The 22046-nt window shown below is 69.7% G+C and carries 17 protein-coding genes and 1 pseudogene; 4 read left to right on the top strand and 14 right to left on the bottom strand.

Annotation, left to right across the window (positions count from 1 at the left end; translation table 11 throughout):
• Positions 1–3 precede the first annotated feature (3 nt).
• Positions 4–612: a cation efflux transmembrane domain-containing protein gene (locus tag G6N45_RS14175; protein ID WP_163722882.1), complete on the top strand. Its 609-nt coding sequence runs from the start codon at positions 4–6 to the stop codon at positions 610–612.
• Positions 613–622: 10 nt separating this feature from the next.
• Here G6N45_RS14175 and G6N45_RS14170 read toward each other — a convergent pair whose 3' ends face one another.
• Positions 623–2665 (bottom strand): NAD(+) synthase, encoded by a 2043-nt coding sequence (locus G6N45_RS14170; protein WP_163722881.1) that lies wholly within the window; start codon positions 2663–2665, stop codon positions 623–625.
• A 43-nt stretch (positions 2666–2708) separates the two neighbouring features.
• Here G6N45_RS14170 and G6N45_RS14165 point away from each other — a divergent pair, with 43 nt between their 5' ends.
• From G6N45_RS14165 to G6N45_RS14155, 3 genes are read left to right on the top strand one after another with little or no spacing between them, the layout of a single operon-like run.
• Positions 2709–3248: a cysteine hydrolase family protein gene (locus G6N45_RS14165; RefSeq protein ID WP_163722880.1), complete on the top strand. Its 540-nt coding sequence runs from the start codon at positions 2709–2711 to the stop codon at positions 3246–3248.
• Between the two features lie 35 nt (positions 3249–3283).
• Complete coding sequence (locus G6N45_RS14160) at positions 3284–4120, top strand: NAD-dependent protein deacetylase (protein ID WP_163722879.1); 837 nt, start codon at positions 3284–3286, stop codon at positions 4118–4120.
• 5 nt (positions 4121–4125) lie between these two features.
• The gene (locus tag G6N45_RS14155) at positions 4126–4722 is read left to right on the top strand and encodes a hypothetical protein (protein ID WP_163722878.1); all 597 of its coding nucleotides are present in this window, start codon (positions 4126–4128) and stop codon (positions 4720–4722) included.
• A 159-nt stretch (positions 4723–4881) separates the two neighbouring features.
• Here G6N45_RS14155 and G6N45_RS14150 read toward each other — a convergent pair.
• The 13 genes and pseudogenes from G6N45_RS14150 to G6N45_RS14090 all read right to left on the bottom strand — a co-directional run bounded on the left by G6N45_RS14150 (position 4882) and on the right by G6N45_RS14090 (position 22023).
• Positions 4882–6419 (bottom strand): annotated as a pseudogene (locus G6N45_RS14150) (IS1182 family transposase).
• A gap of 65 nt (positions 6420–6484) precedes the next feature.
• Positions 6485–7585, bottom strand: a complete 1101-nt coding sequence (gene proB, locus G6N45_RS14145) for a glutamate 5-kinase (RefSeq protein ID WP_163722877.1) — start codon at positions 7583–7585, stop codon at positions 6485–6487.
• Entirely contained in the window at positions 7582–9030 is a 1449-nt protein-coding gene (obgE, locus tag G6N45_RS14140; protein ID WP_163722876.1) for a GTPase ObgE, read from the bottom strand. The genes proB and obgE overlap by 4 nt, the downstream gene beginning before the upstream one ends.
• Positions 9031–9123: 93 nt before the next feature.
• Positions 9124–9390, bottom strand: coding sequence for a 50S ribosomal protein L27 (rpmA, locus tag G6N45_RS14135; protein WP_163722875.1), 267 nt, complete (start codon positions 9388–9390; stop codon positions 9124–9126).
• A 17-nt stretch (positions 9391–9407) separates the two neighbouring features.
• Positions 9408–9731, bottom strand: coding sequence for a 50S ribosomal protein L21 (rplU, locus tag G6N45_RS14130; protein WP_043410733.1), 324 nt, complete (start codon positions 9729–9731; stop codon positions 9408–9410).
• A 161-nt stretch (positions 9732–9892) separates the two neighbouring features.
• On the bottom strand, positions 9893–12829 hold the full coding sequence (locus G6N45_RS14125) for a ribonuclease E (RefSeq protein WP_163722874.1): 2937 nt from the start codon (positions 12827–12829) through the stop codon (positions 9893–9895).
• 310 nt (positions 12830–13139) lie between these two features.
• Positions 13140–13550 (bottom strand): nucleoside-diphosphate kinase, encoded by a 411-nt coding sequence (ndk, locus tag G6N45_RS14120; RefSeq protein ID WP_057148841.1) that lies wholly within the window; start codon positions 13548–13550, stop codon positions 13140–13142.
• A 91-nt stretch (positions 13551–13641) separates the two neighbouring features.
• Positions 13642–14031: a DUF4233 domain-containing protein gene (locus tag G6N45_RS14115; protein WP_163722873.1), complete on the bottom strand. Its 390-nt coding sequence runs from the start codon at positions 14029–14031 to the stop codon at positions 13642–13644.
• Positions 14028–15446 carry a bifunctional tetrahydrofolate synthase/dihydrofolate synthase gene (gene folC, locus G6N45_RS14110; protein ID WP_163722872.1) on the bottom strand — a complete coding sequence of 473 codons (1419 nt, stop codon included), beginning with the start codon at positions 15444–15446 and terminating at the stop codon, positions 14028–14030. The genes G6N45_RS14115 and folC overlap by 4 nt, the downstream gene beginning before the upstream one ends.
• Positions 15443–18109, bottom strand: coding sequence for a valine--tRNA ligase (locus G6N45_RS14105; RefSeq protein WP_163722871.1), 2667 nt, complete (start codon positions 18107–18109; stop codon positions 15443–15445). Before G6N45_RS14105 ends, folC begins: the two co-directional genes overlap by 4 nt.
• 27 nt (positions 18110–18136) lie before the next feature.
• Positions 18137–18730 (bottom strand): DUF937 domain-containing protein, encoded by a 594-nt coding sequence (locus tag G6N45_RS14100; RefSeq protein ID WP_163722870.1) that lies wholly within the window; start codon positions 18728–18730, stop codon positions 18137–18139.
• 45 nt (positions 18731–18775) lie between these two features.
• Positions 18776–20026 carry a saccharopine dehydrogenase family protein gene (locus tag G6N45_RS14095; RefSeq protein WP_163722869.1) on the bottom strand — a complete coding sequence of 417 codons (1251 nt, stop codon included), beginning with the start codon at positions 20024–20026 and terminating at the stop codon, positions 18776–18778.
• An 11-nt stretch (positions 20027–20037) separates the two neighbouring features.
• Positions 20038–22023 carry a S9 family peptidase gene (locus G6N45_RS14090; protein WP_163722868.1) on the bottom strand — a complete coding sequence of 662 codons (1986 nt, stop codon included), beginning with the start codon at positions 22021–22023 and terminating at the stop codon, positions 20038–20040.
• Positions 22024–22046 lie beyond the last annotated feature (23 nt).

The raw sequence follows: 22046 nt of genomic DNA, 5'->3' as shown, positions 1-22046 counted from the left end.
CTGATGACGATCTCCGGCGACCGCCGGGCGGTACTCACCCGCCGCGTGCGCCTGCTGGTCGCCGCAACGATCACCTACAACATCGTCGAGGCGGTCGTGGCGCTCGCCGAAGGATCGCGGGTGTCCTCTTCGGCGCTGATCGGCTTCGGGCTCGATTCGGTGATCGAGGTGTCGTCGGCTGCTGCGGTGGCGTGGCAGTTCTCGGCGGCGGACCCCGAGACTCGGGAGAAGTCGGCGCTGCGCTTCATCGCGTTCTCCTTCTTCGCTCTGGCCGCCTACGTCACCGTCGACGCCGCCCTGTCGCTGGCGGGCATCCGGGAACCGCGGCCCACCGTGCTGGGCATCGTGGTCGCCGCGCTGAGCCTTGCGGTGATGCCCGTGCTGTCGCTGGCCCAGCGCCGCGCCGGACGCGAACTGGGGTCGCGGTCGGCGGTGGCGGATTCGAAGCAGACCCTGCTGTGCACCTACCTGTCCGCCGTGCTGCTGATCGGGCTCGTGCTCAACAGCACCCTCGGCTGGGGATGGGCGGATTCGGTTGCAGCCCTGGGGATCGCGGCGATCGCGGTGCGCGAGGGCGTCAACGCTTGGCGCGGCGACCCGTGCTGCGCATGACACCGCGCCGCTAGCTCTCCGGCACCGAACCTTCGATCTCGTCGAGCCACGTGCGCGCCGACATGTCGGACGGAGCGCGCCAGTCGCCGCGCGGCGACAGTGAGCCGCCCGCGGACACCTTGGGCCCGTTGGGCAGCGCGGAGCGCTTGAACTGGCTGAACGAGTAGAAGCGCTGGGCGAACACCTGCAGCCAGTGCCGAATCTCCTTCAGCGTGAACGACGGTCGCTTCTCCTCGGGGATGCCGAAGGGCCAGTCCCCGCGGTCGGCGTCGCTCCACGCATGCCAGGCCAGGAACGCCACCCGCGAGGGCCGGAATCCGTAGCGCAGCACCTGGAACAGTGAGAAGTCCTGCAGCACATACGGACCCACCTTGTCCTGGCTGCTCTGGATCTCCTCGTCCTCCCCGGCGGGCACCAGTTCCGGGCTGATCTCGGTGTCGAGCACGTCGGCGAGCACCTCGTTGACGGTCGGGTCGAACTGCTCCGAGGAGATCACCCAGCGGATCAGATGCTGGATCAGCGTCTTGGGCACGCCGCCGTTGACGTTGTAATGCGACATCTGGTCGCCCACCCCGTAGGTCGACCAGCCCAGCGCGAGCTCCGACAGGTCCCCGGTGCCCAGGACGATGCCACCCTTGAAGTTGGCCAGGCGGAACAGGTAGTCGGTGCGCAAGCCGGCTTGCACGTTCTCGAACGTGACGTCGTAGACCTTCTCGCCGCGCGAGAACGGGTGGTCCATCTCCTTGAGCATCAGCTCGGCGGTGGCCTTGATGTCGATGGTCTCGAACGTCACCCCGAGCGCCTCGGCCAGGCGGGTCGCGTTGCTCTTCGTCCGCTCGCCGGTGGCGAAACCCGGCAGGGTGTACGCGAGGATGTCGCTGCGGGGACGCTCCTCGCGGTCCATCGCCCGCGCCGCGACGATCAGAGCGTGCGTGGAATCCAGACCGCCCGACAGGCCGAGCACCACCTTGGGGTAGTGCAGCGCGCGCAGCCGCTGCTCGAGCCCGGAGACCTGGATGTTGTATGCCTCGTAGCAGTCCTGCTCGAGCCGAGCCGGATCGTTGGGCACGAACGGGAACCGTTCCACCTCACGCAGCAGCCCGATGTCACCCCCGGGCGGATCGAGCCGGAATCCGATGCGCCGGAACGCGTCGTCGTCGATCAGGTGATGGCGCCGGTTGTCGTCGAAGGTGCCCATCCGTGTCCGCTCGTTGCGCAGGAGCACGAGGTCGACGTCGGCGACCGAGCGCCGCTCACCCTTCGGGAACCGTTCGGACTGCGCGAGGCAGACGCCGTTCTCCCAGATCATGGTCTGGCCGTCCCAGGCCAGATCGGTGGTCGACTCGCCCTCCCCCGCGGCGGCGTAGACGTAGGCCGCCAGGCATCGCGCCGAGGCCGAACGGGCCAGCAGCGCGCGGTCCTCGGCCCGGCCGATCGTGATCGGGCTGCCCGACAGGTTGGCCAACACGGTCGCACCCGCCAGCGCGGCTTCGGCGCTCGGCGGGACCGGCACGAACATGTCCTCGCAGATCTCCACGTGCAGCACGAAGTTCGGCAGGTCGTCGGCGGCGAAGAGCAGGTCCGGCCCGAACGGCACGTCCGTATCGCCGAGCCGGATCTCGCCGCTCTCGTCGTCGCCTGCCGCGATCTGGCGCTTCTCGTAGAACTCGCGGTAGGTCGGCAGGTAGGACTTGGGAACCACGCCCAGCACCCGGCCGCGGTGGATCACGACCGCGGTGTTATAGATGCGGTGCCGGTGCCGCAACGGCGCGCCGACGACGAGCACCGGCAGCAGCGCCGCCGACCCGGCCGCCACCTGCAGGACCGCCTCCTCGACCGCGTCGAGCAGCGCGTCCTGCATCACGATGTCCTCGAGCGAGTAACCCGACAGCGTCAGTTCCGGGAACACCGCCAAGCCGACGTTGTCGTCATCGCAGTCCCGGGCGATACGCAGCACCGTCTCGGCGTTCGCGGCGGGGTCGGCCAGCGCGGTGTGATGGGTGCACGCGGCGATACGGACGAAGCCCTGCTGATACGCCGAGTAAAAGTCCATGCCTCATTGTGTCCCCGCAATTTTCCCGGGTATGCACGGCCCCATGAGCGACACGGTCATTCTCGTCATCGACATGATGAACACCTACCGGCACCCGGATGCCGAGAAGCTGATCCCGCACGTCGAGCCGATCATCGACCCGCTGAGCCGGTTGGTCGCCTCGGCCCACGATCGCGACGACGCCGACGTCGTCTACGTCAACGACAACTACGGCGACTTCAGCGCCGAGTTCAGCGACATCGTGCGCAGTGCCCTGGACGGCGAACGGCCCGACCTCGTGAAGCCGATCGTGCCGCAGCAGGGCCTGCGGGTGATGACGAAGGTGCGGCACAGCGCCTTCTACGCGACCTCACTGGCGTACCTGCTCACACAGCTCGAACCCGAGCGTCTCGTGCTGACCGGCCAGGTCACCGAACAGTGCATCCTCTACACCGCCCTGGACGCCTACGTGCGGCACTTCCCCGTGGTCATCCCCCGCGACGCGGTCGCCCACATCGACCCGGCGCTGGGTGACGCGGCGCTGCAGATGATGGAGCGAAACATGAGCGCCGAGATCGTCACGGCGGCCGACTGCCTGCCCTGAGCAGCGCGGACGCGCGGCCACCTATCCTCGACAGCGTGGAATCCCCCGAGTTGGTCACCGCCCTGCGGGGCCGGCGCGTCGCCGTCCTCACCGGGGCGGGAATGTCGACCGACTCCGGGATTCCGGACTACCGCGGACCGGACTCGCCGCCGGCGAACCCGATGACGATCCGCCAGTTCACCTCCGACCCGGTGTTCCGGCAGCGGTACTGGGCCCGCAACCACGTCGGGTGGCGGCACATGGACGAGCGCCGACCCAACGCCGGGCACCGCGCGCTGGCCGCGCTGGAACGCGCCGGCGTCGTGACGGGGCTGATCACCCAGAACGTCGACCTGCTGCACACCAAGGCGGGCAGTCGTGCCGTGATCAACCTGCACGGCACCTATGTGCACGTCGTGTGTCTGGACTGCGGCCACGGCATGTCCAGGGCGGCGCTCGACGAGTTGCTCGAGGCGGCCAATCCCGGGTTCCGGGAGAGGGTTCGCGGGGTGGACAGCATCGCGGTCGCCCCGGACGCCGACGCAGTCGTCGGCGACACCACCAGCTTTCGGATCGTCGACTGCCCGAAGTGCGGCGGCATGCTCAAGCCCGACATCGTCTACTTCGGTGAAAGTGTGCCGAAAAGCCGAGTGGACGAGGCGTATTCGATGGTCGACGACGCGGACGCACTGCTGGTCGCCGGCTCGTCGCTCACCGTGTACTCCGGTTACCGCTTCGTCCGGCACGCGGCGGCCCGCGGCGTGCCCGTCGCGATCGTCAACCGCGGCCGGACCCGGGGCGACGACCTGGCGACGGTGAAGATCGACAACGGGTGCTCACCGATGCTCGCGCTGCTCGCCGACGAGCTGCCCGCCGTGGCGAGTTCGGCGTAGCGGTGGTGACCTCCGTGCTGCCGAGGCTGCGTCCCCCGGCCGGGCCGGTGTCGGGCCGCTGGAGCGCCGGCATCGGCGACGCCGTCGCCGGCCTCACCCGCGCGCCCGCGCCGCTGAGCACCGTGTTGCGTCTGCTCAATCACGTCGGGGGCCTGGGCATCAGCGCTGACGCGGTGGAGTTCGACGGCGACGCGGTGGACTGGGCCGACGTCAAGAGCGTCGAAACGCACAGTCTGATCGGCTATCTGCTCTCCGACGCGCTCGACGCACAGATCGGCAAGCTGCCGCTGCCCCGCTTCCCCGGGCGGGGGCTGCTGCTCGACCTGGCCTCCGACGCGGTGCTCACGGCGCTCGTGGCGACCGCCGGTGGCGCGGTGGCGGGTCTGCTGGACGTGCGTATTCCCGCAGAGGTCAACTACCGAGGCATGATCCGCAACCGCACACTGTCGGCGGGCGTGCTCGCCACGCTGCTGATGGCCGACCCGGCCGTGCGCGACGCCTTGATCGCCACCGCGCAGGCGCACGGCGTGCCGGTCCGCCGCGCCGACGACGACGCGATCGACGCCGCCGAGCGGCGCGTGCAGCGGTGGAAGGACCGCTAGGAATCTGCTGAATTAGTGGCTTGTGGGGCGGGGTGTCTCAAAGCGCTCTGCGGCGCGTGGGTTAAGTCAGACCCGGAGGTCGACAGGTCGAGGGTCACCCCGCCGTCTTGCGCGTGGCATCGGTCGCGGGTGAGGGCAAGCCTCTGGTTTGTGTCGGCCTCAGGCCAGCGCCCAGGCGGTGCCGGTGTGGGTCAGGCCCATGGTGAGCAGGCGGCACAGATTCAACGCGGCGCTGCGATGGTGCAGCCAGTGATCGTTTTTCGCCACGCCACGGTATCGGACTTTGCGGTTGCCTCGAGTCAGCCACGCGATCGAACGCTCCACCATGGGGCGATGTTGTCGATACTCGTTGATCCACAATGGATCCCGGGCTCGGCGGCGGGCTTGTCGTTGCAGCGCGTCGTGCGGTCGCACCTTCAGTGTCTTGCCGTCGATCGCGGCGGTGCAGCGGGCCCGCAGAACACAGTCGGCGCACGCGATACCGAACACCGCATTGCCGGCCGCTGTGAGGGAACGGGTCACACCCGCCGGGCAGGTCACCTGTGCTCGCGCGTGATCGACGGTGAAGTCGTCGACGGTGAACCCACCGGGAACCGCTGGACGCACCGGCGCGGGCTTGACCACGTCGCGGTAGCCGCGCTCGACCAGATGAGCGCGGAACTGCCCGGATCCGTATGCCGAATCGGCCAGGACCGCGACCGGGCCGCTTTCGGCTTCGAGCAGATCCGCTGCGACGGTGGCCTCACTATCGGCGGTTCCGTTGGCGCGGCGCAACGCGCAATCGGTGATGATTCCGGTCTCGGGTTCCACGGCGATGTGGGCCTTGAACCCGTCCTGGCGACGGTGCACCGACTTGTGCACGTGGCGACTTTCGGGGTCGACGGTGGAGATCACTCGATCCGAGGCCACCTGCCGAGCGATGCGCCACTGCCCGTCGGTGCCGTCAGAGCCCTCGACGGGTTCGACATCCTGGCCGCTGAGCAGCGCCAACAACGCGACCGCCGCTGCGCGAGATTTTGCTCGGGCAGATGCCCGAGCAGCCGGTGCGCATCCCCGACCAGTCCGTCGACCAGCAGCTCGCGAGCGGTCTTGTCATCCCACGCGATCGCCGGCTTTCCCGCATCGTCGTAGTCGTGAGCGGTGCAATGAACCTCGACGACCTCGACCGCACCGCCGACCTCCCGGCGGACCCGCCGGATCGCGGCGATCAACTGTGTCACGGTGTCCTGCGTGGCGACCGCATCGTCGAGGACCGTGGAATCTAACGCCCGCCGCGTCCGTCCTGCCAACACCCCAGTCGCTGCGACCACCGCCCTGACCGCCTCGAAGATCCGGTTCGGGCGCTGCGAACCCGCCAGCCGCCGCCGCCAATACGTCAACGTCGTCGAATGGAACGCAGCCTCGGTGATCGGCAGCCCGCAGGCCGCCTTCCACCGCAGATCGAAGGTCACCGCGTCCACGGTCTCGTTATCGGACAAGCCATGCAGGGCCTGCAAGGTGATCACACTGGCCATCACTTCAGCAGGAACACTCGGCCGGCCACGGCGCGAGGGAAACAGATCGGCGAACATCTCCTCGGGAAACAACTCCGACCGATGCGTGGCCAGGAACGCAAACACACTGTCGGACTTCAGAAGATGCCCCGCTACTGATTCGGCATCCAACAACTCACGCTGATCATCAGAACGACCCTGCACCCACCAATTGTCCCCAAAACCCCAGTACAACCCACCCCGGCACGCGGGATTAATTCAGCAGACTCCTAGACCGCGACGAGGTCGTCGGCGTGCACAGCGGGACGCCGCATCTCGGCGGGCAGGTCCGAGGTCGAACGGCCCAGCATCGTCGCCAGTTCCGCCGCGTCGTAGGCCACCACGCCGCGGGCGACCATGGTCGAATCGTGGGCCCGCAGCTCGACGACATCGCCGCCGTAGAATCGGCCGGACACCGCCGTGATGCCGGCGGGCAGCAGTGAGCGACGTTGGCGCACAACGGCATTGATCGCACCCTCGTCGAGGGTCAAGGCGCCGGCCGCTTCGGCGGCGTAGCGCACCCAGAACCGGCGTGCCGACATCCGCTCGGAACGCGGCGCGAACACGGTGCCCACCGAGGCGCCGTCCAGGGCGGCGGCCGCGTCGGAGGCCGCGGCCAGCAACACCGGTACGCCCGCGTCGGCCGCCAGCAGCGCCGAGGACAGCTTCGAGACCATGCCGCCGGTCCCCAGGTGACTCCCGCGGCCCGCTGTCACCCCGTCCAGATCCGCGGGTCCGGCAACCTCGGAGATGAAGTGCGCATCACCTTTTCGCGGATCACTGTCGTAGAGCCCGTCGACGTCGGAGAGCAGGATCAGCGCATCGGCGCCGACGAGGTGTGCCACCAGCGCCGACAGCCGGTCGTTGTCGCCGAAGCGGATCTCGTTGGTGGCCACCGTGTCGTTCTCGTTGACGATCGCCACCGCGTGCAGCGCCCGCAACCGGTCAAGCGTGCGCTGGGCGTTGGTGTGCTGCACCCTCATCGAGATGTCATGCGCGGTCAGCAGCACCTGCCCCACCGCGCGCTGATAGCGTCCGAACGCCGCACTCCAGGAATTCACCAGCGCGACCTGGCCCACGCTGGCCGCGGCCTGCTTGGTCGCCAGATCGGTGGGCCGCCGGGTCAACCGCAGCGGCTCGATGCCCGCGGCGATCGCCCCGGAGGACACGATCACCACATCCGAACCCGACTTCATCCGCGCTTCGATCGCGTCGGCGAGGTGTTCCAGACGGCTCCGGTCGAATTCGCCACTCGGGGTGGTCAAGGCGGTGGTGCCGATCTTGACGACGACGGACCGCGCGGTACGGATCGCGTCCCGGTGCCGGCTCATCGATCGTCGTCCGGGCTCTCCCGGCGGGCTTTCCGTGCCGCCTTGCGCTCGTCGGCCGACACCCGCTCGTTCTGCTCGAGGCGGATGTCGGTGCCGCGGCCGGACAGGTGCACGTCGACCCCGGCCGGGGTCTGCGGCTCCCAGTCGAACGTCATGTCGCCGATCGTGACCGCGCACCCGGGCTTCGCGCCGAGCTTGAGCAGTTCGTCCTCGACGCCGAGCCGGGCCAGCCGGTCACCGAGATATCCGACCGCTTCGTCGTTGTCGAAGTTCGTCTGCGCCACCCAGCGCTGAGGGCGGGTGCCCCGCACGACGAAGCCGCCCTCGCCGTCGGGTTCGACGGAGAACGCGGTCTCGTCGACGGCGATCGGCCGGATCACCGGGCGGCGCGGCACCACCTCCGGTTGAGCGGCACGGTAGGCCGCCACCATGTCCCACAGAGCGAAAGTCAACGGCCGCAGTCCTTCTCGCGTGACCGTCGAGACCTCGAAGACCGGCCAGCCGAACCGGCGATCGATCTCGTCGCGGACGAACTCGGCCAGCTCCCGGGCGTCGGGCACGTCGATCTTGTTGAGCACCACCGCACGTGGCCGCTCGGCGAGGTCCACGAGCGTGGTGTCACCCTGCAGGGTCGGGGTGTAGGCCGCGATCTCGGCCTCCAGCGCCTCGATGTCAGAGACCGGGTCGCGCCCGGGTTCCAGGGTGGCGCAGTCGACCACGTGCACCAGCACCGCGCAGCGTTCGATGTGGCGCAAGAAGTCCAGACCGAGGCCGCGCCCTTCGGAGGCGCCCGGGATCAGACCGGGGACATCGGCGACGGTGAACGTGTGATCGCCCGCCGAGACCACGCCGAGATTGGGCGCAAGCGTGGTGAACGGGTAGTCCGCGATCTTCGGCTTGGCCGCCGAGATCGCCGACACCAACGACGACTTGCCTGCCGAGGGGAAGCCGACCAGGCCGACGTCGGCGACGGTCTTCAGTTCGAGCGTGAGGTCGCGGACCTCGCCCTTCTCGCCGAGCAGCGCGAAACCCGGGGCCTTGCGCGCCCGTGAGGCCAGCGCGGCGTTGCCGAGCCCGCCGCGTCCGCCGGCGGCGGCTTCGAAGCGGGTGCCTGCACCGACGAGATCGGCGAGCATACGGCCCTGTTCGTCGAGGACGACGGTGCCGTCGGGAACCTTGACCTCGAGGTCGGCGCCCGCGGCGCCGTCGCGGTTGCTGCCCGCGCCCTGCTTGCCCGAGGGCGCCACCACATGGGGATGGAAGTGAAAGTCGAGGAGCGTGTGTACCTGCGGGTCGACGACGAAGACGATGCTGCCGCCGCGCCCGCCGTTGCCGCCGTCGGGACCGCCGAGAGGCTTGAACTTCTCGCGGTGCACCGAGGCGCAGCCATTCCCGCCGTTACCCGCGCGGGCGTGGATGACGACGCGGTCGATGAACCGGGTCATCGGAGTCCTCCTCTCTCAGCCGAAACCGACGTATGGGCGCGGTTGTGCGGGTGCACGGCGCCGGAACGTCGATCTCGACGATGGAGAAAGAAGTCAGGCGTCAGTGCGGGCGACGCGCACGATGTTGACGAACTTGCGGCCGCGCTTGGTGCCGAATTCGACAGCGCCTGGGGCGGTCGCGAACAGCGTGTCGTCGCCGCCGCGGCCGACGTTGACACCCGGGTGGAAGTGGGTGCCACGCTGACGGACCAGGATCTCGCCGGCCTTGACGATCTGACCGCCGAATCGCTTCACGCCGAGCCGCTGGGCTGCGGAGTCGCGCCCGTTGCGTGAGCTGGAAGCGCCCTTCTTGTGTGCCATGTCTGTCGCTCCCGTCGCTACTTGATGCCGGTGACCTTGAGGACCGTCAGCTGCTGACGGTGCCCCTGGCGCTTGTGATAGCCGGTCTTGTTCTTGAACTTGTGGATGCGGATCTTCGGACCCTTGGTGTGCTCGAGGACCTCGCCGGTGACCGCGACCTTCTCCAGCGCCTTGGCGTCGGTGGTCACGGTGGCGCCGTCGACGACCAGTGCGACGGGCAGCGACACGGTGCCGCCGGGCTCGACGTCGAGCTTCTCCACCTTGACGATGTCACCGGCGGCGACCTTGTACTGCTTGCCACCGGTCTTGACGATCGCGTACGTGGCTGTTTGCGCTGCCATCGTTGGTCATCCTCTACTTCGCGTGCGGGCGCGCATCACCCGAGGGTGTGCGTGCGGGTCTGGGTGCGGGATCTGCAGTCCCTGCCCCGGGCCAGCCGGTGGGCTGGCCCTGGAGACAACTGGTCAAGGGTACGTGACCAGCGGGGAGAGGGTCAAACCGCTCAGTCCTGGCTGGGTGGACCGGCGGGTCGTGCCGCGGCACGCCGGCGCTGGCGGACCGGAGCGGCGGCGACGGGCGCAGGTTCCTCCTCATCGTCATCGTCCTCGTCGTCCTCGTCGTCGTCCGAGTCATCGTCGTCCTCGTCGTCGTCCGAGTCATCGTCGTCCTCGTCGTCGTCCGAGTCATCGTCCGTGTCATCGGAGTCGTCGAGCACCTCGATGTCGTCGTCGATGTCATCGTCCTCGTCGTCGGAGTCGAGATCGATCTCGTCGGAGTCGTCCTCGGAGTCATCGTCATCATCCGACTCGTCGTCGTCGGAGTCGTCGAAGTCGTCGTCGAGGTCCTCGTCCTCGGCGTCGGTGACCGCCCGACGGACGGTGCCGGGCTCCAGCTCGGCGGCCTCGTCGACCACGTCGGTCGACTCGTCATCGTGCTCGTCGCCGTCGTCCTCGTGCTTGCCGTTGGCGGCGGCCATCGCCTTGAACATCGGGTGTTCCCCGGGCAGATGCGCCGGCACCTTGGCCACCTGCACCTCCGGCTCGCGGGCGCCGCGCTTGCCGCGCTTACCGCGCCGGCCGCCGCCACCACCATTGCCACCGCCGCCGCCCGGCTCGGACTTGCGCCCGTTGCCGGAGGCGGAGTCGACGGGGTCACCGTGCAGCACGATGCCGCGGCCCGCGCAGTGCGTGCACGACGTCGAGAACGCCTCGATGAGGCCGGTGCCCAGCTTCTTGCGGGTCAGCTGCACCAGACCCAGCGACGTCACCTCGGAGACCTGGTGACGCGTGCGGTCCCGGGCGAGCGCCTCGGTGAGCCGGCGCAGCACCAGATCGCGGTTGGACTCGAGGACCATGTCGATGAAGTCGATCACCACGATGCCGCCGATGTCGCGCAGCCGCAGTTGGCGCACGATCTCTTCAGCGGCCTCCAGGTTGTTGCGGGTGACCGTCTGTTCCAGGTTGCCGCCCGAACCGGTGAACTTGCCGGTGTTGACGTCGACGACGGTCATGGCCTCCGTGCGGTCGATCACCAGGGTGCCGCCCGAGGGCAGCCACACCTTGCGATCCATCGCCTTGGCCAGTTGCTCGTCGATGCGGTGCACGGCGAACACGTCGGGCCCGTCCGAGCCGGCGGGCTCGTACTTCGTCATCCGCGGCAGCAGTTCGGGCGCCACCGCGGTGACGTAGTCGTGGATGGTCGTCCACGCGTCGTCACCCGACACGATGAGACCGGAGAAGTCTTCGTTGAACAGGTCGCGGATCACCTTGACCAGCACATCGGGCTCTTCGTAGAGGGCTACCGCGGCGCCGGCCTTCTTCGCGGTGACCTCGGCGGCCTTGGCCTCGATCTCGTTCCACCGCCCCTGCAGGCGCTCGACGTCACTGCGGATGTCGTCTTCCTTGACGCCCTCGGACGCGGTGCGGATGATCACGCCCGCATCGGCGGGGACGACCTCGCGCAGGATCTCCTTGAGACGCTGCCGCTCGGTGTCGGGCAACTTGCGGCTGATCCCCGTCGACGACGCGCCGGGCACGTACACCAGGTAGCGGCCCGCCAGCGACACCTGGGTGGTCAGGCGGGCGCCCTTGTGGCCGACCGGGTCCTTGCTGACCTGCACGACGACGTAGTCGCCGGGCTTGAGGGCCTGCTCGATCTTGCGCTGGGCGCCGCCGAGGCCGGCGGCCTCCCAGTTCACCTCACCGGCGTAGAGCACACCGTTGCGGCCGCGGCCGATGTCGACGAACGCCGCCTCCATCGAGGGCAGCACGTTCTGCACGATGCCGAGGTAGATGTTGCCCACCAGCGAAGCCGAGGCTGCCGACGTTACGAAGTGTTCGACGACGACGCCGTCCTCGAGCACCGCGATCTGCGTGTACCGGGCGCCTTCGTGCGGCGGTTCAGTACGGACCTTGTCGCGAATCACCATCGTGCGTTCGACGGCTTCGCGCCGGGCGAGGAACTCGGCCTCACTGAGGATCGGTGGGCGGCGGCGGCCGGCGTCGCGACCGTCCCGGCGGCGCTGCCGCTTGGCTTCGAGCCGGGTCGAGCCGCTGATGCCCTGGATCTCGGAGTCGCTGGAGCCCTTGTTGCCCTTGCCCGCCTGCCGGGGCTCGCGTTCGTGCACGACGGTGTTGGGCGGATCGTCGGGCGAGGCGTCGCCGTCGTCACCCGAACCGGACTTGCGGCGCCGCCGCCGGCGTCGCCGTCGGCTGCCGCCATCGCCGCCGTTGCCGTCGTCCTCGGCGTTGTCGTCGTCGGACTCGTCACCGTTGTCGGAGGTCTCGCCCGCCTCGGCGGACTGGTCCTCGTCGTCGGCGTTCGCGTCCTCACCGTTCTGCTCGCCTCGGCCTCGGCCACGGCCACGGCGTCCGCGCCGTCGGCGCTTGGCTGACGGGCGCTCGGACTGCTCCTCGTCGGAGTCCGCCTCGGTGTCGTCCTCGTCGTCGTCGGTGTCGTCGTCGCTGTCATCGTCGGCGTCGGCGACGCGGTCGGGTCGCACCGGCTGCGGCGCGACGAACAGTGGCAGATAGTCGGCCGGCTCGGCCTCCGCAGCGGCGGGCGTCTCCAGGATCAGCCGCGACTCCGGCTCCTCCTCCGGCGCGCCCTCGGGCTCGGGTGCGGCAGCGGCGACCCCGGGTTCGGGGGCGACGGCCTCGGGCTCGAGCGAGGCCGCCTCGGGCTCCGGCTCGGCCAGCACCTCGCGTACCCGGTCGGCCTCTTCGCGGCCGATGGTGGAGTGCGCGCTGCGTGTGCGGCCGTCGAGCTCGACCAGCGCGTCGATGATGCGCCTGCTGGTGGTGCCGAGCACCCGGGCCAGGGAGTGAACCCTCAGCCGTTCGGGCGGTGCGGCCGCCGTCTCACCGGTCGAGTCAGCGGTCTGCTGCGCCTCTTCCGGGAGAGCGTGGGCGGGATCGTGCAGATTCTCATTGTCGGCCACGTATTCTCCTCAAGCCCCCGGGCGCGTCGTTGCTGACGCGGCCACGCGAGGGCTTTTGACTATTGCGCCCGGGCCAGTCACTCCCGAACTGTTGTTGGTCTCGCTCCGAGTGATCCCGGAGGATCGGTCTCGGTGCCGGTCTGAATGATGGCTGGACGGTCGGCGCCGCACCGTAGGTGAACGATGGTCGCACTCGTCGAAGTCTTCATCCGGATGACCAACCCGGGTTGTCAGGCCGGTCACCCGGCCCCAGTATCCCACATCACTGCGGGTGGACCCGAAACGCGGCGTCAGCGGGTCTGCGCGTCGCTCAGCGGCCGGGGAACCAGAGCTCGATCTCGCGCGCTGCCGACTCGGTCGAGTCGGACCCGTGCACCAGGTTGTACTGCGTCTCCAGGCCCAGGTCGCCCCGGATCGTGCCGGGCACGGCTTTCTCCACAGGATCGGTGCCGCCGGCCAGCTGACGGAACGCCGCCACCGCCCGCGGGCCCTCGAGGATGGCCGCGACCACCGGGCCGGAGGTGATGAATTCGAGCAGAGACCCGAAGAAGGGTTTGCCGTCGTGCTCGGCGTAGTGGGCGCGCGCCAGCGCGTCGTCGACATTCTTGAGTTCCAGCGCGGCGACGGTCAGCCCCTTGGCTTCGATCCGGCTGATGATCTCTCCGACGAGGCGGCGCTGCACGCCGTCGGGCTTGATCAGGACGAGGGTTCGCTCAGACACGGCCGACAGCCTACTTGGTCGGGCGACGATCAAGCGGCGAGGGACGAGCCGCGTTGAGGAGCCCGACAGGTCGACTCGGCCGAGCGGGCGACTACTCGGGATCGGGCTGCTGGCCGGGGAGCAGGCCGCGCTTCTGCCGGCGGAGCACCTCGGCGCGCAGGTAGGCGATCAGCAGCCACACGACCAGGAACAGCAGACCGATGAACCCGACGCCCGGGTAGACGGCCCAGCCCGCGACCAGCAGCAGCTGCACGCTCACGTTCGCCCAGATCGCCCAGGGCCGGCGCTGCACGCCGGCCATCAGAATCAGCAGCACCGCCACCCCGATCACATAGGCGGTCGACGCCCCCGTCAGGCCCCCGCCGACCGCGTCGATGACCGGGAGCGCGAGCAGCACGACGATGGCTTCGAGGATCAGCGTGCCGGCCATGACGCCCCGGAAGCTCTTCCACGGATCGGGTGGCGCGGTCGGCCCGCTCATGCCGGGTCCTTGCCGAACAGCGTCCGCGCGACCCCGGCGGTGACGACCGAGCCGGTGATCACGATGCCGGCACCGCTCATGCCGCCGGCGCCGTCGACGTCACCGCCCGACTCCTCGACCAGTGCGGTCGCGGTCTCGATGGCGTCGGGCAGCGTGGCCGCGGTGACGACGCGCTCGGGACCGAAGATCTCCTCGGCCTTGACCGTCAGCGCCTCGACCTCCAGGGCCCGCGGCGAACCGTTGGTGGTCACCACGATCTGGTCGAAGACCGGCTCCAGCGCGGCCAGGATGCCGTCGGTGTCCTTGTCGGCCATCACCGAGACGACGCCGACCAGGAACCGGAAGTCGAACTCGTCGGTCAACGCGGACGCGAGCGCCGCGGCGCCTGCAGGGTTGTGCGCGGCGTCGATGAACACCGTGGGCGCGTTGCGCATCCGCTCCAGCCTGCCGGGCGAGGTGACCGCCGCGAAGCCGGCCCGGACCGCGTCGACGTCGAGTTGCCGCTGCGCCCCGGCGCCGAAGAACGCCTCCACGGCGGCCAGCGCCAGTACGGCGTTGTGGGCCTGATGTTCGCCGTGCAGCGGAAGGAAGATGTCGGAGTACACCCCGCCGAGGCCCTGCAGCTCGAGCATCTGACCGCCGATCGCGACCTGGCGGCTCAGCACCGTGAACTCGGAGTCCTCGCGGGCGACCGCGGCGTCGGCGCGCATCGCGGCCGCGAGCAACACCTCCATGGCCTCGGGCACCTGGCGGGCGATCACCGCGACGGTGTCGGTGGGCACCAGGTCGTCGTCCTGCCTGGTGATGATCCCGGCTTTCTCGCCGGCGATCTCGGCGATCGTGTCGCCGAGGTAGTCGGTGTGGTCCATGCCGATCGGGGTGATCACGGCGACGGGTGCGTTCACCACGTTCGTCGCGTCCCAGCGCCCGCCCAGGCCGACCTCGACGACGGCGACGTCGATCGGGGCGTCGGCGAACGCGGCGAACGCCATCGCGGTGACGACCTCGAACTTGCTGCAGCGCGGGCCTCCGCCGGCCTCCGACTGCCGGTCGACCAGCTCGACGAAGGGTTCGACCTCCCGGTAGGTGTCCACGTACGTGGCCGGGCTGATCGGCCTGCCGTCGATCGAGATGCGCTCGACCGCGGACTGCAGGTGCGGGCTGGTGGTGCGGCCGGTGCGCCGGTGCAGCGCGGTCAGCAGCGCGTCGACCATGCGCGCCACCGAGGTCTTGCCGTTGGTCCCGGCGATGTGGATCGACGGGTACCCACGCTGCGGTGAGCCCAGCAGTTCCAGCAGCGCTGCGATGCGGGCCGTGCTCGGCTCGATCTTGGTCTCCGGCCAGCGCTGGTCGAGCAGGTGCTCGACCTGCAGAAGCGCTGCGATCTCGTCGGGCGCGGGTTCGGGGGAACTCACGTCAGGGCAGCCAGCCGTGCCGTGATCCGCTCCACTTCCTCGGAGGCGAGCTGACGCCGCGCACGGATCTTGTCGACCACGTCGGCGGGGGCCTTGGCCAGGAAGGCGTCGTTCCCCAGCTTGGCCGAGGTGCCCGACAACTCCTTCTGCGCGGCGGCCAGATCCTTCTCCAGTCGGCGCCGCTCGGCCTCGACGTCGACGGTGCCCGACGTGTCGACCTCGACCAGCACGGTGCCGCCGGAAAGGCGGACCTCCACCGACGCGGAGGCCGCGAAACCGTCGGCCGGCGGGGTCAGCCACGCCAGCGCGGTCACCGCGGGCACGTGGGCGTCCAGGTTCGCGGTGTCGATGCCCGACAGCCGGGCAGGCACCTTCTGGCGGTCGGCCAGCCCCTGGTCGCTGCGGAACCGTCGCACCTCGGTGATCAGCTTCTGCATGTCGGCGATCCGTTGTGCCGCGGCGGTGTCGACGGGAATTCCGCTGGCCGTGGGCCATTCGGCGATCACCAGCGACTCCCCGCCGGTGAGCGTCTTCCACAGCACCTCGGTGACGAACGGCATCACCGGGTGCAGCAACTTGAGCAACGTGTCGAGCACCGCGGCGAGCACGGCGGTGGTATGCGAAACACCTTCGCCGAGTTGCACTTTGGCGAGTTCGACATACCAGTCGCAGAACTCGTCCCAGGCGAAGTGGTAGAGGGCCTCGCAGGCGCGGTTGAATTCGTAGCCGTCGAGCGCATCGTCTACGTCCGCGCGAACTTCTTCCAGTCGGCCCAGGATCCAGCGGTCGGCGTCGGTCAGCGCCTGCGCCGGCGGCAGCGGTGCCGGGCTGGCGCCGTTGAGCAGTGCGAACCGCGTGGCGTTGAAGAGTTTGGTGGCGAAGTTGCGCGAGGCTCGGGCGTGGTCCTCGCCGATGGCGAGGTCGCCGCCCGGGCTGGCGCCGCGGGCGAGGGTGAACCGCAGCGCGTCGGCGCCGAACGTCTCCACCCAGTCCAGCGGATCGATGCCGTTGCCCCGCGACTTGCTCATCTTGCGGCCGAACTCGTCGCGGATCAGCCCGTGCAGGAACACATTCTGAAACGGCACCTGCGGGCCGCGCGCTCCGTTGCCGGTGATCGCGGCATCGTCGGCGACGAACGTACCGAACATCATCATCCGGGCCACCCAGAAGAACAGGATGTCGTAGCCGGTCACCAGCACGGTGGTCGGATAGAACTTCCCCAGCTCGGGGGTGTGATCGGGCCAGCCCATCGTCGAGAACGGCCACAGCGCCGAGCTGAACCACGTGTCGAGCACGTCGCTGTCCTGTTCCCAGCCCTCCGGCGGGGTCTCGTCGGGCCCGACACAGACGGTCTGGCCGTCGGGACCGTGCCAGATCGGAATGCGGTGGCCCCACCACAGCTGCCGGGAGATGCACCAGTCGTGCATGTTGTCGACCCAGGCGAACCACCGCGGCTCGAGGCTGGCCGGGTGGATCACGGTGTCTCCGTTGCGGACCGCGTCACCTGCAGCCTTGGCCAGCGACTCCACCTTCACCCACCACTGCAGGCTCAGCCGCGGCTCGATCGGTTCGCCACTGCGCTCGGAGTGTCCGACGCTGTGCAGGTAGGGGCGCTTCTCGGCGACGATGCGGCCCTGCTCGGCCAGTGCCTCGCGCACCGCGACACGGGCTTCGAAGCGGTCCATGCCGTCGAATCGGGTTCCCGTGTCGGCGATCCGGCCCTTGGTGTCGAGCATCGACGGCATCAGCAGCTGGTGGCGCAGGCCGATCTCGAAGTCGTTCGGGTCGTGGGCCGGGGTGACTTTGACTGCGCCGGTGCCGAATTCGGGGTCGACGTGGTGGTCGGCGACAACAACGATCTGCCGGTCCAGGAACGGGTGGGGCAGCGTCGTGCCGACGAGGTCGCGGTACCGGTCGTCGTCGGGGTGCACGGCGATCGCGGTGTCGCCCAGCATCGTCTCCAGGCGCGTGGTGGCCACCACCAGGTGCGGCTCGTCGTCGGACATCGACCCGTACCGGAACGAGACCATTTCGCCTTCGATGTCTTCGTATTTGACCTCCAGGTCGGAGATCGCGGTCTCGAGCACCGGCGACCAGTTGACCAGACGCTCGGCCTGATAGATCAGCCCGGCGTCGAACAGCCGCTTGAAGATCGTGCGCACCGCGCGCGACAGGCCCTCGTCCATGGTGAACCGGTCGCGGCTCCAGTCGACGCCGTCACCGAGGCGGCGCATCTGGCCGCCGATGGTGCCGCCGGACTCGCGCTTCCAGTCCCACACCTTCTCGACGAACAGTTCGCGGCCGAAGTCCTCTTTGGTCTTGCCGTCGACCGCGAGCTGCTTTTCCACCACCGTCTGGGTGGCGATGCCCGCGTGGTCCATGCCGGGCAGCCACAGCACCTCGTAGCCCTGCATCCGCTTGCGGCGGGTCAGCGCGTCCATCAGCGTGTGGTCAAGGGCGTGGCCCATGTGCAGGCTGCCGGTGACGTTGGGCGGGGGCAGCACGATCGAGTACGCGGGCTTGGAGCTGGACGGGTCCGCGGTGAAGTAGCCGGCCTTCACCCAGCCTTCGTAGAGATCGCTCTCGACCGCCCCGGGGTCCCACGACTTGGGCAGGGCGTCGAGACCGGAGGGTCCGGTGCGGGCGAGCGGCTGGGAGGTCACCGCGCCATTCTAGGAAGACGCTGCGAGCTACTTCTTCCCGCCCAGAAGCCCGCCGAGGATGTCACCCAGCCCGCCGGCCTTGTCGCCGCCCAGCACAGAGCCCAGGATGCTGCCGAGCGGGTTGTTCCCGCCGGGTGCCGCGCCCCCGCCGAGAATGCTGCCAAGGACATCGCCGATACCGCCCCCGCCGGACTGCCCGGGTACCTGCTGGGCCTGACCGCCGGTGAGTCGCTTCCCGATGTAGGCGAGCACGATCGGCGCCAGGATCGGCAGTAGTTTCTGGATCAGGTCGCTGTTGCCGGCCCCGCCGCCGGACAGCGCGGAGGCCACCTGCCCGGTGTCGTTGCCGCCGAAGATCTTCGTGATCGCCCGGGATCCGTCCGCTTCGTCGACCTGATCGACGCTGACTCCGCCGTCCAGCAGTCCACTGCGGGCATGCGAGCTGGCCGCCGAGGCGATGCTGTCCGCGGCGCCGGGGTCCTCGGCGTTGTGCTGCAGACCGCCGACGAGGACGGGCACCAGCGTCTTGACGGCGCTGTCGACCTCGCTCTCGTCGACACCCAGTCTGCCGGCGATCTGCTGGACGGGGATCTGGCTGTACAGGTCATCGAGGCCGCTCATGAGCGTCAGGGTAGACCCGGCCTGCGCCGTTCGAGCGGCGTTCGGTCAGGCCAGTTTGGTGACGTCGAGCGACACTCCTGCGGCCGGGAAGCGGGCCAGCAGCGCGTCGCCCATCGCGGCCGCGGGTGTCAGCACGCCGTGCAGGTCGGGCAGCGCATCGCGATCGAGGGCCAGGGCCAGGCCGCTCTCACCCAGCAGCACCGACGTGGCCTTGTATCCGGGGTCGCCCTTCTGCGACATCCGGGCTACGTAGCGGGCCCCGGTCGTCGTCGTGGTGTAGGTCTCCACGGTGTAGTGGCCGTTCTCGCGGGTCTGCTCGCTGGGACCGGTGCCCGGCTTGGGCAGGATCCGCTCCAGCGCCCCGCGGGGCACCCGGTTGAGGAACCGGCCGCCGAGCTCGACTGCGGCCACGTTGCCGCCGGTGGCCATCGCCGCGGCCACCGGCGCGAGCACCGACTTGCCCAGGCTCATCTGCTCGGCGTAGCAGAACCGCCGGCCGTAGGCGTAGTCCAGCAGCGCGTTGCTGCGCCGGACGATGCGCGAGTTCGGGATCGCCATGGCGAACGCGCCCACCCAGTAGCCGTCGAGTTCCGGGGCGATGTCGCGCCCGCGGCGCCACCGCGCGTCGGACTGGCCGCCGAGTTCCGGTTCGGCACCGCGGTCCGGGGACAGCGTGTAGGGATCGTTGAGCAGCCGGCGCGCCTCGGGATCGGTGGCCGCCTCCCGCGCCAGCTCGGTCATCGAGGCGATCGTGCCGCCCGACATCCCGCCGGCGAAGCGCCGCACGACGTAGTCGGTGTCGCCCAGCGCGCCGGCGCCGTCCCGTTCGGCCTGCCGGTACAGCGCGAACACCGTCATGTCCGACGGGATGGAGTCGAACCCGCAGGCGTGCACGATGCGGGCCCCGGTGTCGGCGGCCTGCTTGTGGTAGAGGTCGATGGCCTTACGGACGAACAGCGGCTCGCCGGTCAGGTCGGCGTAGTCGGTGCCGGCGGCGGCGCAGGCCGCGACGAGGGGAAGCCCATAGCGCAGGTAGGGCCCGACGGTGGTGATGACCACCCGCGTGCTGGCTGCCATGGCCGCCAGCGTCGAGGGCTCTGACGCGTCCGCGGTGATCAGCGCCCACGACTGCGCGGCGGGCGGAAGCGTCTCCCGGACCGCGAGCAGTCGCTCCGTGGACCGGCCTGCCAGGGCGATGCGTGCATCCCCGGCCGCGGTGGCGAGGTACCGGGCGGTCAGCGCGCCGACGAACCCGGTTGCGCCGTAGAGGACGATGTCGTATTCGCGATCGCTCATGCGATCCGACGCTACCCGAGCGTCTCCGGCAGGTCGGTGTCCCGCCCGAGCACGTGCCGGGCCAGGAACGCCGTCACCACCTGGTACCAGATCTTGGCGTGCGACGGGCTGAGCACCCAGTGGTTCTCCGACGGGAAGTAGAGGAAGCGGTGATCGGTGCTCCCGTCCGCGGCGGCCGGCAGGGCCGAGGCGCTGAGCAGTTCGTACCACAGCCGCAGCGCCTCGCCGATCGGCACGCGATAGTCCTTGTCGCCGTGGATGACCAGCATCGGGGTCCCGATGTCGGCGACGAAGCGGTGCGGCGAGTTGGCCGCCGTCATCTCCGGGGTCATCTCCCTGGCCCACCAGTAGCCGCCGTCGGTGGTGGCTCCGAACTGGTCGAGCGCCCACAGGCCGGCGTGGGTGACGATCGCAGCGAATCGGTGGGTGTGCCCGGCGATCCAGTTGGCCATGTAGCCGCCGAACGAGCCGCCCATCGCCGCGGTGCGGGTCTCGTCGATGCGCGGGTGCGCACACGCCGCGTCGGTCGCCGCCATCAGATCGGTGTAGGGCGCGAATCCCCAAGCACCCCAGCCACGTTGGATGAAACTCTGGCCGTAGCCGGTGGACAGCGCAGGGTCGGGCAACAGAACCGCGTACCCGTGCGCGACCATCAGCCACGGATTCCAGCGCCAGTGCCAGGCGTTCCAGCTCGCCAGCGGGCCACCGTGGATCCACAGCAGCAGTGGCGCGGGGTCCTCCCCGCGGGGCAGCGCCAGCCATGACCGCACCGGCAACCCGTCTTCGGCGACGGCCGTCAGTTCGGTCAGCGTGCCCGGCACGTCGGGCAGCGGCACGCAGGGCAGCACGGCCACCGCGCCGTCGGGGTCGATCCGCACCGGATGCGGCGGGGTGCGGTAGGAGCTGCGGAGCGCGAACAGGTTTCCGTCGGCGCCGGGGCGCACGTCGGAATAGGTGAAGTCGTCGTCGACGAGCGCGCGCACCTGCTGCGACGCCGGGTCGACGACGAAGACCGGTCCGCGACCGTTCTGGTCGGCCGTCACGATCAGTGACGCACCGTCGAGCGTCCAGGTCACCGAGGTCGGCCAGCGGTCCCATTCACCGGTCAGCTCGACCGGCGATTCGCCGAACCGTGCCAGCCACAGGGTGATTCGCGGGGCCTGAGTCGGGGTGGAGAAGGTCTCCCGGGTGAAAGCCACCGCTGTCCCGTCCGGCGAGATCGCCGGGGACCCGAGGTCGGCGCCGGCGTCGTCGACGATCGTCCTCCGCTGCCCCGTCGCGACGTCGACCCGAACGAGGGTGGAACGCACCGCCGCCCCCGGTGCCGGAACCTGCCACGTCGTCACCACGAAGGTTCCGTCGGGGCTCACGTCGAGGTGTGCGTCACGCAGCGCCCCGCCGGGATCGGGTGTGAGATCGCGGGGTCCGTCCACCGCGAAGAGGTGCGTCTGAGCGGGACCGATGTCGTGGTCCCAGTGGCGCACCGGGTATCCCGTGTGCAGCACCGCCGAGATCTTGCCCTGCTTGCGGATGTCGCGCAGCCGCCGGTCCTCGTCGATTCCGCCGGCCGACGGCAGCAGCGACGACGCGACCACGGTGCCCGCGCCTGCGCGGGCCGGCGCGACACCGTCGACGCCGCCGGGGAAGGCGGCGACCTCGACGGCTTCTCCCCCGGCGGCGGGCAGCAGCCACAGCGACGGCGGCGGGTCGTCGTCTGCGCCGGACCGGGACGCGACGAACAGCAGATCACCGTCCGCGGTGAACGCCGGCGAGGATTCCCCCTTGGCGCCGTGGGTGATCCGGCGCGCCGGCGCGTGGCCCGCAGGATCGAGTTCCCACAGCGCGGTGACGAATTCGGTGCGCTTCTCGTTGAGTTCGGAGACGGTGGTGACCACCCGCGACCCGTCGGGCGCAACGGCGAGTCCCGACACCCGCGGCAGCGTCAGGAAGCTGTCGAGATCTCCGAACGACGTGTCGGGCGACGGGTCGGGGGCCATGCCCACTTCGTAACACAGCCAAC

The sequence above is a fragment of the Mycolicibacterium psychrotolerans genome (genome assembly GCF_010729305.1).
Taxonomy (GTDB): domain Bacteria; phylum Actinomycetota; class Actinomycetes; order Mycobacteriales; family Mycobacteriaceae; genus Mycobacterium; species Mycobacterium psychrotolerans.
Note: the sequence above shows the minus strand (reverse complement) of the source record. Positions and strands in the feature narration are given on the sequence as shown.

Excerpts from the sequence above, each read along its gene's own strand:
- rpmA (WP_163722875.1), bottom strand. The coding sequence starts at position 9,390 with ATGGCACACAAGAAGGGCGCTTCCAGCTCACGCAACGGGCGCGACTCC.
- G6N45_RS14095 (WP_163722869.1), bottom strand. The coding sequence starts at position 20,026 with ATGAGCGATCGCGAATACGACATCGTCCTCTACGGCGCAACCGGGTTC.
- G6N45_RS14115 (WP_163722873.1), bottom strand. The coding sequence starts at position 14,031 with ATGAGCGGGCCGACCGCGCCACCCGATCCGTGGAAGAGCTTCCGGGGC.
- rplU (WP_043410733.1), bottom strand. The coding sequence starts at position 9,731 with ATGGCAGCGCAAACAGCCACGTACGCGATCGTCAAGACCGGTGGCAAG.
- proB (WP_163722877.1), bottom strand. The coding sequence starts at position 7,585 with ATGAGCCGGCACCGGGACGCGATCCGTACCGCGCGGTCCGTCGTCGTC.
- G6N45_RS14090 (WP_163722868.1), bottom strand. The coding sequence starts at position 22,023 with ATGGCCCCCGACCCGTCGCCCGACACGTCGTTCGGAGATCTCGACAGC.
- G6N45_RS14165 (WP_163722880.1), top strand. The coding sequence starts at position 2,709 with ATGAGCGACACGGTCATTCTCGTCATCGACATGATGAACACCTACCGG.
- G6N45_RS14100 (WP_163722870.1), bottom strand. The coding sequence starts at position 18,730 with ATGAGCGGCCTCGATGACCTGTACAGCCAGATCCCCGTCCAGCAGATC.
- G6N45_RS14175 (WP_163722882.1), top strand. The coding sequence starts at position 4 with ATGACGATCTCCGGCGACCGCCGGGCGGTACTCACCCGCCGCGTGCGC.
- G6N45_RS14170 (WP_163722881.1), bottom strand. The coding sequence starts at position 2,665 with ATGGACTTTTACTCGGCGTATCAGCAGGGCTTCGTCCGTATCGCCGCG.
- obgE (WP_163722876.1), bottom strand. The coding sequence starts at position 9,030 with ATGACCCGGTTCATCGACCGCGTCGTCATCCACGCCCGCGCGGGTAAC.